This window comes from Pseudomonas sp. CFBP 5748, from assembly GCF_053850495.1.
The window spans coordinates 475,216-491,122 of the sequence record NZ_JBSPTN010000004.1 but is presented as its reverse complement, the minus strand read 5'-3'; the positions used below and the strand labels follow the sequence as shown (position 1 = coordinate 491,122).

At 58.7% G+C, this 15,907-nt stretch carries 15 protein-coding genes and 1 pseudogene; 9 read left to right on the top strand and 7 right to left on the bottom strand.

Going from position 1 to position 15,907, the window contains the following annotated elements; all coding sequences use genetic code 11:
* Together ACWNZ1_RS12260 and ACWNZ1_RS12255 are read right to left on the bottom strand one after the other, a co-directional pair.
* The gene (locus ACWNZ1_RS12260) at positions 1-585 is read right to left on the bottom strand and encodes a hypothetical protein (RefSeq protein WP_456027648.1); all 585 of its coding nucleotides are present in this window, start codon (positions 583-585) and stop codon (positions 1-3) included.
* The gene (locus ACWNZ1_RS12255) at positions 551-1,288 is read right to left on the bottom strand and encodes an SURF1 family protein (RefSeq protein WP_135843042.1); all 738 of its coding nucleotides are present in this window, start codon (positions 1,286-1,288) and stop codon (positions 551-553) included. The genes ACWNZ1_RS12260 and ACWNZ1_RS12255 overlap by 35 nt, the downstream gene beginning before the upstream one ends.
* 70 nt (positions 1,289-1,358) lie before the next feature.
* On the opposite strand from ACWNZ1_RS12255, the gene ACWNZ1_RS12250 reads away from it, so the two are divergent.
* Positions 1,359-1,562, top strand: a complete 204-nt coding sequence (locus ACWNZ1_RS12250; RefSeq protein ID WP_014335867.1) for a twin transmembrane helix small protein — start codon at positions 1,359-1,361, stop codon at positions 1,560-1,562.
* An 8-nt stretch (positions 1,563-1,570) separates the two neighbouring features.
* On the opposite strand, the gene ACWNZ1_RS12245 is transcribed toward ACWNZ1_RS12250, so the two are convergent.
* The 4 genes from ACWNZ1_RS12245 to coxB form a co-directional block, all read right to left on the bottom strand.
* Complete coding sequence (locus ACWNZ1_RS12245; protein WP_256454004.1) at positions 1,571-2,458, bottom strand: cytochrome c oxidase subunit 3; 888 nt, start codon at positions 2,456-2,458, stop codon at positions 1,571-1,573.
* Between the two features lie 24 nt (positions 2,459-2,482).
* Complete coding sequence (locus tag ACWNZ1_RS12240) at positions 2,483-3,034, bottom strand: cytochrome c oxidase assembly protein (RefSeq protein ID WP_135843044.1); 552 nt, start codon at positions 3,032-3,034, stop codon at positions 2,483-2,485.
* Between the two features lie 121 nt (positions 3,035-3,155).
* Positions 3,156-4,748: a cytochrome c oxidase subunit I gene (gene ctaD / locus ACWNZ1_RS12235; RefSeq protein WP_135843045.1), complete on the bottom strand. Its 1,593-nt coding sequence runs from the start codon at positions 4,746-4,748 to the stop codon at positions 3,156-3,158.
* Between the two features lie 82 nt (positions 4,749-4,830).
* Complete coding sequence (coxB, locus tag ACWNZ1_RS12230; protein WP_135843046.1) at positions 4,831-5,958, bottom strand: cytochrome c oxidase subunit II; 1,128 nt, start codon at positions 5,956-5,958, stop codon at positions 4,831-4,833.
* Between the two features lie 372 nt (positions 5,959-6,330).
* Here coxB and ACWNZ1_RS12225 point away from each other — a divergent pair, with 372 nt between their 5' ends.
* Complete coding sequence (locus tag ACWNZ1_RS12225; RefSeq protein ID WP_135843047.1) at positions 6,331-6,981, top strand: hypothetical protein; 651 nt, start codon at positions 6,331-6,333, stop codon at positions 6,979-6,981.
* Between the two features lie 187 nt (positions 6,982-7,168).
* Here ACWNZ1_RS12225 and katE read toward each other — a convergent pair whose 3' ends face one another.
* Entirely contained in the window at positions 7,169-9,307 is a 2,139-nt protein-coding gene (gene katE / locus ACWNZ1_RS12220; protein ID WP_456027647.1) for a catalase HPII, read from the bottom strand.
* A 263-nt stretch (positions 9,308-9,570) separates the two neighbouring features.
* Here katE and ACWNZ1_RS12215 point away from each other — a divergent pair, with 263 nt between their 5' ends.
* The 7 genes and pseudogenes from ACWNZ1_RS12215 to ACWNZ1_RS12185 form a co-directional block, all read left to right on the top strand.
* Positions 9,571-10,578: a methionine ABC transporter ATP-binding protein gene (locus ACWNZ1_RS12215; protein WP_135842983.1), complete on the top strand. Its 1,008-nt coding sequence runs from the start codon at positions 9,571-9,573 to the stop codon at positions 10,576-10,578.
* Positions 10,578-11,252 carry a methionine ABC transporter permease gene (locus tag ACWNZ1_RS12210; protein WP_135842982.1) on the top strand — a complete coding sequence of 225 codons (675 nt, stop codon included), beginning with the start codon at positions 10,578-10,580 and terminating at the stop codon, positions 11,250-11,252. Before ACWNZ1_RS12215 ends, ACWNZ1_RS12210 begins: the two co-directional genes overlap by 1 nt.
* 79 nt (positions 11,253-11,331) lie before the next feature.
* Positions 11,332-12,105, top strand: coding sequence for a MetQ/NlpA family ABC transporter substrate-binding protein (locus ACWNZ1_RS12205; protein WP_072407698.1), 774 nt, complete (start codon positions 11,332-11,334; stop codon positions 12,103-12,105).
* Positions 12,106-12,387: 282 nt separating this feature from the next.
* Positions 12,388-12,762 carry a lysozyme inhibitor LprI family protein gene (locus ACWNZ1_RS12200; RefSeq protein WP_122567698.1) on the top strand — a complete coding sequence of 125 codons (375 nt, stop codon included), beginning with the start codon at positions 12,388-12,390 and terminating at the stop codon, positions 12,760-12,762.
* A 471-nt stretch (positions 12,763-13,233) separates the two neighbouring features.
* A complete protein-coding gene (locus tag ACWNZ1_RS12195; protein WP_280944573.1) occupies positions 13,234-14,358 on the top strand; it encodes a GGDEF domain-containing protein in 1,125 nt (374 codons plus the stop codon).
* Positions 14,359-15,140: 782 nt separating this feature from the next.
* Entirely contained in the window at positions 15,141-15,560 is a 420-nt protein-coding gene (locus ACWNZ1_RS12190) for an organic hydroperoxide resistance protein (protein WP_003196182.1), read from the top strand.
* A gap of 33 nt (positions 15,561-15,593) precedes the next feature.
* Positions 15,594-15,907 (top strand): annotated as a pseudogene (locus ACWNZ1_RS12185) (phage infection protein); the annotation flags it as partial.

Below are 15,907 nucleotides of genomic sequence, written 5' to 3'. Positions count from 1 at the left end.
TCATCCGATGTTCGACAGTTTCAGCAGGTGGCGCAGGTCGTTGAGCAAGTCCTTGCCCTTGACCCGGGCGTCGTAGCGCAGCACCAGGTTGCTGTGGGGATCGATAATCCACAGTTGCGCGCCGCCAGAGCCCTGGGCGCCTTTCTGATAGGCCGGCAGGTCCAGTGGATAGCGTTGCAGTTGCGGGTATTCGCGCTGCAGTTGCGCGTCATATTCCGCATCCAGCGGTTGTGCGATGGCCAGGGCATGACTGGCGCGACCGGCTTCGCGGCCCAGGCCGATCTGCACCTGGCGGGCCAGGTACACCAGTTGCCGGCAATCCACCGAGCATTCCTGCGGTGCGGTGACCAGGATCTGCCAGCGCTGTTCATCGGCCTGTACGCCAATTTCGGCGCGGGTCTGGCCGTTGCCAATCAGTTCGCCGTGGTAGCTGCGGCTTTCCGGCACCCAGAACTGGAATTTGTACATGCCGGTGGCGAGAATCATCGGGCCGATCACCCCGAGCACGATCAGCAGCAATTGCACGCGGCCCTTGCGACGGTTGGGCGCCTCAGACGTGTTGGTTGGATTCATGGTGCTTCCCATGGTGTCTCCCTGCGTTGTGCCATCCGAGATAAAGGAACAGGCCAAACAGCGCCGCCGCCATGGCGAACCACTGCACGGCATAACCGAGGTGTTTTTCCGGCCCCATGGCCACCACGGGCCAATCGGTCCGGTAGGCGCCGGGGCCGTTTTGTTGGCGTAACTCGTATGTGAAACCGTTGCGGCCCAGTTCGGCCCAGAGCTTGCCCGGCTCGATGGCGGTGACCAGTCGCGGCCACGGTGCATCGGCCGGATCGGCGTGCAATTGGAACGTGGCGCCCGGTGCAACGTAGACCCAGGCTTGAAGGCTCACAGGTGCTTCAGGTGTGTTGAAGACTGGCGGGGTGCGGCGGTCGGGCCAGGGTATCCAGCCGCGATTGACCAGCAGCCACAACCCGGTTGCCTGGTCGAGAAACGGTTGCAGCAATTCGACGCCGACCTTGCCGTCGTGCTGACGGTTGTCCAAAAGGATGCTGTGCTCGGTGTCGAACTGGCCGTGCAGGCTGACCGGTCGAAAAGCCGGATCCGGCGTTTGTTGCAACTGCGTGCTGTCCAGCGGCGGCGCCACGCGGCGCTCGGCATAACTGTCCATGAGCACACGCTTTTGTTCGCCCCGGCTCAATTGCCAGAACCCCAGGCACACCATGACCGGCACTAGAACAGCGACCACCAGAGACGGCACGACGCCCGGCCGGAAGTGTTTCATGGCACCGTCCGAAAGCCGTCGAACGGGATAGCTATACTCACGTGCATTGCATCCCCCCGGAGTGTCCCTAATGCTAAAAGCAGCCATCGTCCTGATGCTGATTGCCACGATTGCCAGCCTGTTCAGCGGTCTGTTTTTTCTGGTCAAGGACGACAGCAGTTCCAATCGCCTGGTCATCGCCCTGGCGATTCGGGTCAGCCTGGCTGCCGCCACCGTCGGCTTGATTGCCTGGGGTTTTTTCAGCGGCCAGTTGGTCTCCCACGCGCCCTGGTAACGCTGGTTTCAGAGCACGTAGACGAAGACGAACAAGCCGATCCACACCACATCGACGAAGTGCCAGTACCAGCTTGCAGCCTCGAAGCCGAACTGGTGCTCGTTGTCGAAATGCCCGCGCATGATCCGCATCAGCATGACGAACAGGATGATCGTGCCGATGGTGACGTGGGCGCCGTGGAACCCGGTGAGCATGAAGAACGTTGCGCCGTAGACACCCGAGCCCAGGGTCAGGCCCAGTTCCTTATAGGCGTGGATGTATTCCTCGGCCTGGAAGCCCAGGAAGGCACAACCCAGCAGGACAGTGATCGCCAGCCAGACTTTCAGCGCGCCGCGATGGCCTTTTTTCAGGGCGTGGTGGGCGATGGTGACGGTCACGCTGGAGCTGACCAGCAGGATGGTATTGAGCAGCGGCAAGCCCCAGGGGCTGATGACGTCCTTGGGCGCCGGAAAGAGTTTCGGGTCGGGGTTGTTCAGCAAGGGCCAGGCGAACTCGAAGCTCGGCCAGAGCATGTGCGACAGGCCCTTGGTCCCTTCACCCGCCAGGCCTGGCGCCGAGATGTTGCGCACATAGAACAGCGCACCGAAGAAGGCGATGAAGAACATTACTTCGGAAAAGATGAACCAGCTCATGCCCCAGCGGAACGAGCGATCGAGCTGCGCACTGTAGAGCCCGGCGCGACTTTCCTTGATCACCGCGCCGAACCAGCCGAACAGCATGTAGGCCACCAGCAGGCCGCCGACGAAAAAGATCAGCGGGCCATGGGATTCCGGGCGCGCCGCCTTCAGGTCGTTGAACCAGGTCGCCAGGCCATACACCGTGACGAACATCCCGACCGTGGCGATGATCGGCCATTTGCTCTGGGCCGGAACGTAATAGTGTTCGTGAGTTGCCATTTATTGTTCTCCTTATCGGGCACGCTATCGGTCAGTGTTTACAGCCACCGGTGGATGACGAGCGGTGATATCGAACAGCGTGTAGGACAGCGTCAGGTGCTTCACTTCCTTGGGCATGTCCCGGTCAACGATGAAGCGCATGGGCATTTCGATACGTTCGCCGGGTTGCAGCACTTGCTGGGTAAAACAAAAACATTCGGTCTTGTGGAAATAGGCCGCCGCGTTGCTCGGCGCGATGCTCGGCACCGCCTGGGCGCTCATCGGCCGGTTGGTGGGGTTGTGGGCGACGAAGACCATCTCGTTCACCGCCCCCGGCCGGACCACCAGTTCATCGCCCTTGGGGTAGAAGTCCCAGACCATGTCCACTGAGTTGGTCGACAGGAACTGCACGCGAACCTGCCGTGATTCATCGACGGTTTGCTCACCTTCGTACTGCCCGGCGGTCTTGCCGTTGATGCCAAACGCCTTGCACATCACGTCGTAGATCGGCACCAGGGCAAAGCCGAAGATAAACATGGCCACCACCACCATCAGCAGGCGAGTGACCAGCTTCTTCAGCGAGATCGAGTCAGCCATGATTTCCAGCCCCTACCAAGCACCCTGTGGGAGCGAGCTTGCTCGCGATGCAGGCAGCGCGGTGTGTCAGACACACCGCTATCGCGAGCAAGCTCGCTCCCACATAGGGCCCCGGTATCATCTATTTCACTTCCGGCGGCGTAGTGAAGGTGTGATACGGCGCCGGCGAAGGCACGCTCCACTCCAACCCTTCGGCCCCATCCCACGGCTTGGCCGGTGCCGGTTCGCCGCCACGGATGGTCTTGATCACGATGAACAGGAAGAAGATCTGCGTGGTGCCGAACATGAATGCGCCGATGGACGAAACCATGTTGAAGTCGGCGAATTGCAGGTTGTAGTCGGGGATCCGCCGGGGCATGCCCGCCAGGCCGACGAAGTGCATCGGGAAGAACGCCAGGTTCATGCCGACGAACGACAACCAGAAATGCAGCTTGCCAAGGGTTTCGTCATACATGTGGCCGGTCCACTTCGGCAGCCAATAGTAGGCCGAGGCGAAGATCCCGAAGATCGCGCCAGGCACCAACACATAGTGGAAGTGCGCGACCACGAAGTAGGTGTCCTGGTACTGGAAGTCCGCCGGTGCGATGGCCAGCATCAGCCCGGAGAAACCGCCAATGGAAAACAGGATCACGAACGCCACGGCAAACAGCATCGGCGTTTCGAAGGTCAGTGAGCCTTGCCACATGGTGCTGGCCCAGTTGAACACCTTCACCCCGGTGGGCACGGCGATCAGCAGGGTGGCGTACATGAAGAACAGCTCGCCCACCAGCGGAATGCCCACCACGAACATGTGGTGCGCCCAGACGATGAACGACAGGAACGCAATGGCCGCCGTGGCGTAGACCATCGAGGTGTAGCCGAACAACGGCTTGCGCGAGAACGCCGGGATGATCGAGCTGACGGCACCGAAGGCCGGCAGGATCATGATGTACACCTCGGGGTGACCGAAGAACCAGAACACGTGCTGGAACAGCACCGGGTCACCGCCGCCGGCGGCACTGAAGAAGCTGGTGCCGAAGTGGATGTCCATCAGCATCATCGTCACGCAGCCGGCCAGCACCGGCATTACCGCAATCAGCAGGAACGCGGTGATCAGCCAGGTCCAGACGAACAGCGGCATTTTCATCAAGGTCATGCCGGGGGCGCGCAGGTTGAGGATGGTGGCGACCACGTTGATCGCGCCCATGATCGAACTGATGCCCATCAGGTGGATGGCAAAGATGAAGAACGTCACGCTTTCCGGCGCATAGGTGGTGGACAGCGGCGCGTAGAAGGTCCAGCCGAAGTTCGGCCCGCCGCCGGGTGTGAACAGTGTGGACACCAGCATCAGGAACGCCGCCGGCAACAGCCAGAAGCTGAAGTTGTTCATCCGTGGCAGCGCCATGTCTGGTGCGCCGATCATCAGCGGGATCATCCAGTTGGCGAGGCCGACGAAGGCCGGCATCACCGCGCCGAAAACCATCACCAGGCCATGCATGGTGGTCATCTGGTTGAAGAATTCCGGCTGCACGATCTGCAAGCCGGGCTGGAACAGCTCGGCGCGGATCACCATGGCGAACGAGCCGCCCAGCAGGAACATCGAGAACGCGAACCACAAATACAGCGTGCCGATATCTTTGTGGTTGGTGGTCAGTACCCAGCGCATCAGGCCCTTGGCGGGGCCGTGGGCGTGGTCGGCACCGGCATGACCGTGGTCATCGATCACAGCACTCATGTCCTGTCTCCTTCGAACGAGTGGGCTGGACGGCGCGGGGCGCTGAGCCCCGACCGGCTGCAGGAACAAGCATCAGGCCGGCTCATTTGCTTTCCGCCTGTTTGAGTTCCAGCACTTGTTTGGGCGTAACCATGTCGCCCTTGTTGTTGCCCCAGGCGTTACGTTCATAGGTCACGACCGCGGCGATATCGACTTCCGACAACTGCTTGCCGAATGCGGCCATGGAGGTGCCGGGTTTGCCGTGGAAGACAATGTTCAGGTGGTCAGCCACAGGCCCGGTGGCGATTTTCGAGCCCTTGAGTGCCGGGAACATCGGCGGCAGGCCCTGGCCTTCGGCCTGGTGACAGGCCACGCAGGTGGTGTGGTAGACCTTGTCACCGCGCTCGATGAGCTCCTGCTGGGTCCATTCCTTGCTGGTCAGCTCTTTAAGCTGCGCGGCCTCGGCCTTGCGCTCGCCCAGCCACTTTTCATAGTCGGGCTTGCTCTTGACCTCCACCACGATCGGCATGAACCCGTGGTCCTTGCCGCACAGCTCGGCGCACTGGCCGCGGTACAGGCCGGGCTTGTCGACGCGGGTCCAGGCTTCGTTGACGAACCCGGGAATCGCATCGCGCTTGACCGCGAAGGCCGGCACCCACCAGGAGTGGATCACGTCGGCGGAGGTCACCAAAAAGCGCACCTTGGCATCGACCGGCAGCACCAGCGGCTTGTCGACTTCCAACAGGTAATGTTCGCCCTTGGCGCTCTGGTTATGGATTTGTTCGGCGGGGGTGGCCAGGTTGCTGAAGAACTCGACGTCCTGGCCCAGGTACTTGTAGTGCCACTTCCATTGATAGCCGGTGACCTGGATATCGATGTCCGACTCGCTGGAGTCGTACATCTTGATCAGGGTGGCGGTGGCAGGAATCGCCATCAGCACCAGGATCAGGAAGGGCACGATGGTCCAGAGAATTTCGACCCGGGTGTTTTCGTGAAAATGAGCGGCATTTTGGCCGGTTGAACGGCGGTGCATGATCATCGACCAGAACATGGCGCCGAAGACGATGATGCCGATGACTACACAGATCCAGAAAATGGTCATGTGCAAGTCGAACACTGCGTTGCTGATCTGTGTCGCTCCAGGCGCCATATTCACAGTCCAGGCCGCTTGCGCCTGGCTGAAAATCGACCACAACAGGAGGCCCATCCATACGTGTGGATGTCGCGTCATTGCGGGTTCCCCTTATCGTTCTTGTTATCCCGTAGGCTTAACGCCTGCGGCAAGGGAGCGGTTACAACAGACTACGAACTCGACCGCCGTGCCTTGCTGCTTGTGCATCGGGTGTCATCAGCTAACTCCATTCAGAACCGAGTATAGACAGCGACTGCAACCTCGCAACGCGATGGCGTAAATCGTTTGAAACAGACGGGGCTTGCGCTAGAGCCCGCGAATGGAGAAGGATGCGAACTGCGTGATGGCAAATCGATATAACTGATGTCGTATCAAGGAAGAGGCAGTTATGCAAAATAGGTCTTAGGAGTGTTTTTGCGCCAGCTAAGTTATGTCTTCCCTATTTCATTGCCTTTGTTTCCTGGAGTTGTCATGAACACCGCCGCATTGCGCGAGCAGATCCAAAAAGCCCAACAACATGAAGCCGAGACCGGCCAGTTGACCCGTCAGCTGGAAGCCCAGTTGCCGAGCTTGCATGCAGCCATTCAACTGCCAGACGTTGATGCCAAGGGCGTCATGACCCGCTTTGTCACCGCTTATATCGAGCAGGTGCCCGACCTGCTGGACGCCGCCAACGAGGTGGCTCGCGAGGCCGGTATTGAATCGCAGATCAAGCCGGTGCTGAAAATCGCCGAGCAGTTTTTCCTCCAGCCACCCAAGTTGATGGAAGGTCACGTCGGCCTGGACAGCCTGTTGGATGAAGCCTACCTGGCGCACCGGCTGGTGGAGGAGGTCAACGATTTGTACATCAAGCATTTCAGCCAGCCACTGATCCCACTGGACATGACCGTCGCCAACCTGATCGCCCACCATTTGATCGGCGAACCGTTCGCCAACCAGTTGGATGAAGCCGTGCACCACGCGGTGGATGAAATGCTCGACGAAGACAGCTTTGCGCTGGAGTCGGTGGAATCGTATCGGGAAAAGCTCAACAGCCCGGACACCGGCGCTGCCTGGAAGCGCTGGCCGTGCCTGTCGCGCCAGTTGGGCGTTGGGTTGGAGCTGGATCAGCCAGCGGCTTGATCCAGCAGAAACCTAACCCCCTGTGGGAGCGGGCTTGCTCGCGAAAGCGGTGGATCAGTTAACGAACAGGTTGACTGGTGGTCTGCAATCGCGAGCAAGGCTTACCCGCAGGTCCATTCGATACCTGTGTAAGCAAGGCTTGCCCGCGATGACGTCCTACCCGCAATAAAGCCCTTTCAGACTACCCTCAAGCCGGAATCGCCTTAGCCTTAGGCTCCCGCGCCCACACCCGATGCTGAGCAATCGCCGCAAAAAATGCCGGGAATTTGCTGGCATCCGCGTCAGGAATCAACCCCGCATCCGCCTCCAGTTTCAACAGCACCAACAACTGCCGCGCTTCGCCATTCAGCGCGATGGCTTTCAAGTGCTTGTAAGCCTCCAGCACGTAATGCAACGCCACCCCATCGGCACTCAAGGCCTTGATCGATTGCGCACCGCCCGGTACGAACACCGCGTCAAAGGCAATCGAGGGCAGCCCTTCCATCGACGCATCCACGGGTAGCGTCTTCCCGGCGGCAGTGGTGACCGGCGCAGAGGTCGGCCCCAGCACCTTGGCGTGAGCCCCCTCAGCCTTCAGAGCTTTTTTGAGCGCCTCGATGATCGCGCCATCGACACCGTTGGCCACCAGCACCGCCACCTTGCGGGTCTTGATGTCCCCGGGAAGCAGGTTCGCCTGGCTCAAGGCCGGGGATTTCTCCAGCGAGGGCTTCGGTACATCGACGGTGCCGGCGGTGGGAGCTGGCAATCCGAGGTTTTTCGCCACCCGCGCCGCCAGTTCCAAGTCGATGTTGGCGAGGATCTCATTGACCTGCCGCGCCCGAATGAACTCCCGCTCGACTTTGCCCAACTCGAAGCTGTAGGCCGCGATGATGTGCTCCTGCTCGTGGGCGCTCATGCTCTGGTAGAACAGCCGCGCCTGGGAGAAATGATCGCCGAACGACTCGCTGCGCTGGCGAATCTTGTACGCGTCGATGCGCTCCGGATAGCTTTCAAAACCACCGTCCTCAGGGCCGGACGGGGTTTCCTTCGGCCAGCCGCCATCGATGGAGTTCGGCTCGTAGGACGTGCGCCCCTTGTCGATGGTGCTGCGGTGCATGCCGTCACGCTGGCCGTTGTGCACCGGGGTGATAGCACGGTTGATCGGCAGTTCATGAAAGTTCGGCCCACCGAGTCGGCTGATTTGCGTATCGGTGTAGGAAAACAGCCGACCTTGCAGCAACGGGTCGTTGGAAAAGTCGATGCCCGGCACGATGTGCCCGGGGCAGAACGCAACTTGCTCAACCTCGGCAAAGAAATTGTCCGGGTTGCGGTTCAGCACCATCTTGCCCAAAGGTGTAATAGGGACGAGTTCTTCCGGGATCAGCTTGGTCGGGTCGAGCAGGTCGAAGTCGAACTTGTGCTCGTCTTCTTCAGCGATGATTTGTACGCCAAATTCCCATTCCGGGTAGTCCCCCATCTCGATCGCCTCCCAAAGATCGCGACGGTGATAGTCGGTGTCTTTACCGGCCAGTTTCTGGGCTTCGTCCCACACCAGCGAGCAGGTGCCTGCCGAGGGACGCCAGTGGAACTTGACGAAACTGCTACGGCCTTCGGCGTTGATCATACGGAAGGTGTGCACCCCAAAGCCCTGCATGCTACGTAGGCTTTTCGGGATCGCCCTGTCGGACATCGCCCAGATCACCATGTGCGCCGATTCCGGCACCAGCGAGACAAAATCCCAGAAGGTGTCGTGAGCCGAGCCGCCGGTAGGAATTTCATTGTGGGGCTCGGGTTTCACCGCGTGGACAAAGTCGGGGAACTTGACCGCGTCCTGGATGAAAAACACCGGCATGTTGTTGCCCACCAAGTCGAAGTTGCCTTCGTCAGTGAAGAACTTCACCGCAAAGCCACGCACGTCGCGCACGGTGTCGCCGGACCCCCGGGGCCCTTGCACAGTGGAAAAACGCACGAATACCGGGGTCTTTTTGCTCGGATCCTGTAGGAAACCGGCTTTGGTCAGCGCCGAATGCGCTTCATAGGTTTGGAAATAACCATGGGCGCCGGTGCCGCGGGCGTGAACGATACGTTCCGGGATGCGTTCATGGTCAAAATGCGTGATTTTCTCACGCATGATGAAGTCTTCCAGCAGCGAGGGACCGCGCGCCCCGGCCCGGAGGGTGTTCTGGTTATCAGCGATTTTCACACCCTGATTGGTGCGCAGGGCCTGTTCGGTGGCGTCGGAGCGAAATTGTTCCAGACTTTCGAGCTTGGTATTGGTGTTGCCGCGATCCAGCGTATCGGTCCCGGCCAGTTGGCTCTTGTTGACCGTGGTTTTTTTGTTACTCATCAGGCATAACTCCTCTTTGCGATCCCCGCCATGGCCAGGACTCTGAGTTCGATACCGCAGGTCGATACCCGGGCATTTTCGAGTTGCTTAATGAGTGACCGATGCCGTTTGGCCGTGTTCCTTTTTTATGGCCTTTGATCGCGTTATTGCCAAATGACAGGTCTGATCGCAAATAAATGCTAAGAACCTCTATACGGACAGGCTAAAATGCGCGCCCGGCTAACCGCTGATCCTTTTCCAACGCGCCCCACAAGGTTCGCTACGTGATCGAGTTTCAAAACGTCCATAAAACCTACCGGGTCGCCGGTAGGGATATCCCCGCCCTGCACCCGACCAGTCTGACGATTGAGAACGGTCAGGTCTTCGGCCTGATTGGCCATTCCGGTGCGGGAAAAAGTACCCTGCTGCGCCTGATCAATCGCCTGGAAGACTCCAGTGGCGGCAAGATCATCGTCGACGGCGAAGAAGTCACCGCCCTCGACGCCAGCGGCCTGCGGCGCTTCCGGCAGCAGGTCGGGATGATTTTCCAGCACTTCAACCTGCTGGCCTCCAAGACCGTGGCCGACAACGTCGCGCTGCCGCTGACCTTGGCGGGCGAATTGTCCCGCAGCGAAATCGATCAGCGCGTCGCCGAGTTGCTGGCGCGGGTGGGTTTGTCCGACCACGCCCGCAAATACCCGGCGCAATTGTCCGGTGGCCAGAAGCAGCGCGTCGGCATCGCCCGCGCCCTGGCGACCAAGCCCAAGATTTTGCTGTGCGACGAAGCCACCAGCGCCCTCGACCCGCAAACCACCGCATCGGTGCTGCAGCTGCTGGCGGAGATCAACCGCGAACTGAAGCTGACCATCGTGTTGATCACCCATGAAATGGACGTGATCCGCCGCGTCTGCGATCAGGTAGCGGTGATGGACGCCGGCGTGATCGTCGAGCAAGGGCCGGTGGCCGAGGTGTTCCTGCACCCCAAGCACGCGACCACCAAACGTTTCGTCCAGGAAGACGAACAGATCGACGAAAGCGAACAGCGCGACGATTTTGCCCACGTGCCGGGGCGCATCGTGCGTCTGACGTTCCAGGGCGAAGCGACCTACGCGCCGTTACTCGGCACCGTCGCCCGGGAAACCGGCGTGGACTACAGCATCCTGGCCGGCCGCATCGACCGCATCAAAGACACCCCCTACGGGCAACTGACCCTCGCCATCACCGGCGGTGACATGGAGGCGGCGTTTGCCCGCTTCACCGCGGCTGATGTCCACATGGAGGTGCTGCGCTGATGGACCTGTTGAATTCGTTTTTCTCCAACATCGACTGGCTGGAAATCTGGCTGGCGACGGGCGATACCTTCCTGATGCTGTTCGGCTCGCTGTTGTTCACCGTGCTGCTCGGCCTGCCGCTGGGGGTGCTGCTGTTCCTGTGCAGCCCGCGCCAGTTGCTCGAAGCCCGCGGCGTTTATGCGCTGCTGTCGCTGGTCGTCAACATCCTGCGCTCGCTGCCGTTCATCATCCTGTTGATCGTGATGATCCCGTTCACGGTATTGATTACCGGCACTTCGCTGGGCGTGGCCGGTGCGATCCCGCCTCTGGTGGTCGGCGCGACGCCGTTCTTCGCGCGGTTGGTGGAAACCGCCTTGCGCGAAGTCGATCGCGGCATCATCGAAGCGACCCAGGCCATGGGCGCGACGACTCGGCAGATCATCGTCAACGCCTTGCTGCCGGAAGCCCGTCCGGGCATTTTTGCCGCGATTACGGTGACAGCGATTACGCTGGTGTCCTACACGGCCATGGCCGGTGTGGTCGGCGCCGGTGGTTTGGGCGACCTGGCGATCCGTTTCGGTTACCAGCGCTTCCAGACCGATGTCATGGTGGTCACGGTGGTGTTGCTGCTGGTGCTGGTCCAAGTCCTGCAAACCGTGGGCGACAAACTGGTTGTACATTTTTCTAGAAAATAAGGCCTCGCGGCCAATAAACCATGAGCCGGCCATTCGCTGGCAGGCGCCGAGAGCAGGCGCCTCAAAAGGAGTTAGCTGAATGAAGAAACTACTGGTTGCCTTCGCTGCCGCCGCAGCGTTTTCCGCCCACGCCGCCGACACCCTGACCGTCGCCGCAACGCCGGTGCCGCACGCGGAAATCCTCGAATTCGTCAAACCTGCCCTGGCCAAAGAAGGCGTGGACCTCAAGGTCAAAGTCTTCACCGACTACATCCAGCCGAACGTACAGGTCGCCGAAAAGCGCCTGGACGCCAACTTCTTCCAGCACCAGCCATACCTGGATGAGTTCAACAAGGCCAAGGGCACGCACCTGGTGAGCGTGGCCGGTGTGCACCTGGAACCCCTGGGCGCGTACTCCAGCAAGTACAAGGCCCTTACCGAACTGCCGGGCGGCGCCAACGTGGTCATCCCGAACGACGCCACCAACGGCGGCCGTGCGCTGTTGCTGCTGGCGAAGGCCGGGGTGATCAAGTTGAAGGATTCGAACAACATCCTGTCGACTACCAAAGACATCACCGAGAACCCGAAGGATCTGAAGTTCCGTGAACTGGAAGCGGCGACCATTCCGCGGGTACTGACTCAGGTGGATCTGGCGCTGATCAATACCAACTATGCGTTGGAGGCCAAGCTTGATCCTTCCAAGGATGCGCTGGTGATTGAAGGTAACGACTCGCCTTATGTGAACATCCTGGTGGCTCGTGAGGATGACAAGGACAGTGAGGCGATGAAGAAGCTGGTGGCGGCGCTGCATACGCCGGAAGTGAAGGCTTTTATTCTTGAGAAGTACAAAGGGGCGGTTTTGCCGGCTTTTTGAGCTGATTGAGTGGTAAAAAAACGGGCCTGCATGGGAATGCAGGCCCGTTTTTTATGCTCGAGATGTCACTGGCTCGTGGCGAGAGAGCTTGCTCCGCTAGGAGGAAGGCGGCGGGAACGACGCAACCCTTTTCAGCAATCACCGGCTCCCGACCCTCTATCTGCATTTGCCTATTTTTCGGGCCGAATGAACCATAGGATCTGCTTCATTGTTCTACAACCCTCATGATAAATTCCCCACCGCGACCTCTAATGAATAGAGGGCATTCAGGGAGAGAAGTGAGTGATCAAGTCTTTGTTGGTTGGGGCATTGCTGGCAATGGCATCAGCATCGGCATCTGCGATGAGTTGCGATAACCCTAGAAACGCCTATGACAGAACCTATTGCGCGTCGCTGAAAATGGTTCAGTCGGATCAGGACATCAACGATCAATACAAGAAGACGATGAGTGCTCTGAACCCGGAGCAAAAGAAAAAGGTGAAAGCCGCTCAAATCCAATGGATCAAAAATCGTGACAGCGCCTGTTCCAACGATGGCCTGCTCTACCTGGACTGTGCCAATGAGAAGACCGAGGCACGTATCGTCATACTCAAGGCTGTCGAGCGCGAGTGCCGTGCTGCCGGTTGCGACGACGCCAAGCTGTCGCAAGTCGAGTAACCCGTAAACAATGAGCACATCGGGCTTGCTCTCGCTCATTCAACATTGCGCTCCATCCCTTTTGCACCCGTGACTCACTCGCGGGTCGGAATAAGCTGCGTTTGAGTGGCCGTTTTTGGCCGCAGTCTGCCAAGGGCCGCTGACCTCTATCGCTAAGAAGAAGCGATAGGACAAGCGATAGGACAAGCGAAAAGTCGTACCCCACGAAAAACCCGACGTAAAGCGTCGGGTTTTTCTTTTGGCGGATTGATTCCAGCTTGATTGCCGATCCCTTGTAAAACAGAAGATGCGGTTTGTCCGCGCAGTGGTTAAGGCTGCTTTGTAGCCTAGCGGGAGCAAGCTCTCGCCACGGGGTTCAGTTTTAATCGAGATATTGGAACCTGGTTGTGGCCAAGAGCGTAATTCAGTTGTTTGCGCTAATGGCAGGGTGCCACAATCGTTTTTTTGTTGCGTCATAACCAGGTGGTTCAAATGGATGGCCCAAGATTGCGCAATGGCCAGGATTTTGTAATAGCCGAGCAGGTGCGAACTGACCGATTGCAGCAACTGTTTCGCCAATCCGTTTCTGCGGTTTTGGGTAGTTACCTTGCTGCCATCATGCTGAGTTGGCTGTGCTGGGATCGTTTTGAACACGGCGCTATTTTCTGGTGGCTGGCCATACTGACCGGCTCGACGCTGTTGCGTATCGCGATGTTTGTTGCCTATTTCCGCAGCGACGAAAGTCAGCGCACGCCTCAACATTGGGAGCGCAAATATTGGGTCACGCTGGTGTTATCCGCCAGCATTTGGGGCGGTGGCGCGTTCGTTGTCATGCCGGCGGACGACCTGTTGTCGCAGGCGTTGGTCATGCTCTTTACGGTCGGCATGTCCGTCAGCGCGGTGTCCTGCTACTCGGCTTACCGCGATATGACTTTGGTCTCCATTGGCCTGGTGCTATTCCCGTGCACCGCCTGGCTGCTGTTTCAACCGTCGCCGATTCAAGTCGGCATGGCACTTTCGATCTTGGTGTTCGCGGCATTTGCTGCCCGCGCCACACACAAAATGTCCCAGGCACTGGAAATCGCCTTTCGACTCACCCGTGAAATGGAACAGGCGAACAGCATTTCAACCCGCGCCGCACAAACCGATGAACTGACTGGCCTGAAAAGTCGTCGGGCTTTTTTCGAGCATGCCCAGCAGCTTTACAACGAATGTAAGGCCAAGCGGCAAGGGTTATGCGCGGTCATGTTGGACATGGATCACTTCAAGCACATCAACGACACCTACGGCCATCAGGTGGGGGATCAGGTTTTGCGCCAAATGGGAGAGGTCATCAGTTCGTCGTTTCGGGCAACGGACATCCATGGCCGGCTAGGTGGTGAAGAATTCGCCATTCTGCTGCCGAACACTTCCATCGAAGTCGCCACCCAGATTGCAGAGCGGCTCATTGATACGATCGCAGCCTTGGTGATCGAGCCCGTGCACTGCATATCAGCCAGCCTCGGCGTTGCATCGACGGAGGCCTGTAATAAGGATCTTCACAGCTTGATGAACGATGCGGATAAGGCCCTGTATCGAGCGAAGGCGCTAGGGCGGAATCGAGTGGCTGTTGCTTAGTCGGATTGGCTTTGCATCATTAATCGGAATTAAAAAACAAAAAGACCGCCAATTCGGCGGTCTTTTTGTATCGGCAGAACTCAGGTTCTGACACCAGCCATTCGGCCAACGGGTTCAAGCTGCTTACCCTTGTCAAGGCTAACCGACAAGAATTGGCGCTCAATACTGGTCGCGCAACCAGCCAGACGGCGGGCTTCCGCTTGGTACTGAGCTGCAAGCAAGGGCTTTGGAGTGGGCTTGGAAGTCTTCATGGAAAACTCGTCAATAGAATGGGGGATCATGTTATGCCTCGTTCACCGCTATAACTCTGATGTTTAAAATCGCTGATGCGTGGCCGTTTCATGTGGCAAATACGATGATGGGCAGTGGCAGAAAACAATAGAACCCGGGGACAGGGCGTACAAGCAGGTGGGTTCTGGCGTTGTTGTAGGCAAAGGCGCAAGGATGTGTGGGCTGGCGGAAGCGTGGTGGGAACGATCGAGAACCCACCATTCTGCTGCTGAACGCCCTCTCCCCGAAGGCCTGCAACTGCACTGTCCCTGCTGATACCCCCTAGCACCTCCTTCCCCTTGGCTCATCTCGCGGCCCACGCGGGTAGGCAGCACTGCGACACCTAAAAATAAATTTCCTTTTATATCAACTAGTTAAATACAAATCGGTAAATTTTCAAAAATTTATCTTGCGCGCAAACTATTTGCCCGTTAACTTTAACTCAACTGGTTAGCGCACAAACATTTAGCGCAAACCAAACGATCAAATCAATCAGCAAGAGAGGAAACACCATGAACGTTCTCTATACCGCAGTCGCAACCTCCACCGGTGGCCGTGATGGCCGTGCTGTTTCCAGCGACAAGATTCTCGACGTGAAATTGGCCACTCCAAAAGCCTTGGGCGGCGCCGGTGGTGAAGCCACCAACCCTGAGCAGTTGTTCGCAGCCGGCTACTCGGCCTGCTTCATCGGCGCATTGAAGTTTGTCGCCAGCCAGAGCAAACGCAGCATTCCTGCTGACGCCTCGATCACGGCACACGTCGGCATCGGCCAGATCCCTGGTGGTTTCGGTCTGGACATCGATCTGCACATCAACCTGCCAGGTCTGGATCAAGCCGATGCTCAAGCGCTGGTCGACGCGGCTCACCAGGTTTGCCCGTACTCCAACGCGACACGCGGCAACGTCGACGTCCGTTTGCACGTCACCGTCTAACTCACTTCATTCACGAATAAAAAGGATCAGGACATGAACACTTTCAGCAAAACTCTCGTTGGCTCGCTTCTGGCACTGTCCCTCGGCAATGCGTTCGCGACTTCTTTTGTTCAACCTACGTTCGCTGAGGGTGGTTCGGATCGCCTGATCGAAAAACGCGTAGCCGAAGGCGGCTCGGATCGCCTGATGGGAAACCGCGTAGCCGAAGGTGGCTCGGATCGACTGATGGGAAACCGTGTAGCCGAAGGTGGCTCGGATCGACTGATTGAAAACCGTGTAGCCGAAGGTGGCTCGGATCGACTGATGGGAAACCGCGTAGCCGAAGGTGGCTCGGATCGACTGATGGG

What these genes read in the sequence shown, in the direction of transcription:
- ACWNZ1_RS12260 (WP_456027648.1), bottom strand. Translation starts at nt 585, where the DNA reads ATGGGAAGCACCATGAATCCAACCAACACGTCTGAGGCGCCCAACCGT.
- ACWNZ1_RS12255 (WP_135843042.1), bottom strand. Translation starts at nt 1,288, where the DNA reads ATGAAACACTTCCGGCCGGGCGTCGTGCCGTCTCTGGTGGTCGCTGTT.
- ACWNZ1_RS12250 (WP_014335867.1), top strand. Translation starts at nt 1,359, where the DNA reads ATGCTAAAAGCAGCCATCGTCCTGATGCTGATTGCCACGATTGCCAGC.
- ACWNZ1_RS12245 (WP_256454004.1), bottom strand. Translation starts at nt 2,458, where the DNA reads ATGGCAACTCACGAACACTATTACGTTCCGGCCCAGAGCAAATGGCCG.
- ACWNZ1_RS12240 (WP_135843044.1), bottom strand. Translation starts at nt 3,034, where the DNA reads ATGGCTGACTCGATCTCGCTGAAGAAGCTGGTCACTCGCCTGCTGATG.
- ctaD (WP_135843045.1), bottom strand. Translation starts at nt 4,748, where the DNA reads ATGAGTGCTGTGATCGATGACCACGGTCATGCCGGTGCCGACCACGCC.
- coxB (WP_135843046.1), bottom strand. Translation starts at nt 5,958, where the DNA reads ATGACGCGACATCCACACGTATGGATGGGCCTCCTGTTGTGGTCGATT.
- ACWNZ1_RS12225 (WP_135843047.1), top strand. Translation starts at nt 6,331, where the DNA reads ATGAACACCGCCGCATTGCGCGAGCAGATCCAAAAAGCCCAACAACAT.
- katE (WP_456027647.1), bottom strand. Translation starts at nt 9,307, where the DNA reads ATGAGTAACAAAAAAACCACGGTCAACAAGAGCCAACTGGCCGGGACC.
- ACWNZ1_RS12210 (WP_135842982.1), top strand. Translation starts at nt 10,578, where the DNA reads ATGGACCTGTTGAATTCGTTTTTCTCCAACATCGACTGGCTGGAAATC.
- ACWNZ1_RS12205 (WP_072407698.1), top strand. Translation starts at nt 11,332, where the DNA reads ATGAAGAAACTACTGGTTGCCTTCGCTGCCGCCGCAGCGTTTTCCGCC.
- ACWNZ1_RS12195 (WP_280944573.1), top strand. Translation starts at nt 13,234, where the DNA reads ATGGATGGCCCAAGATTGCGCAATGGCCAGGATTTTGTAATAGCCGAG.
- ACWNZ1_RS12190 (WP_003196182.1), top strand. Translation starts at nt 15,141, where the DNA reads ATGAACGTTCTCTATACCGCAGTCGCAACCTCCACCGGTGGCCGTGAT.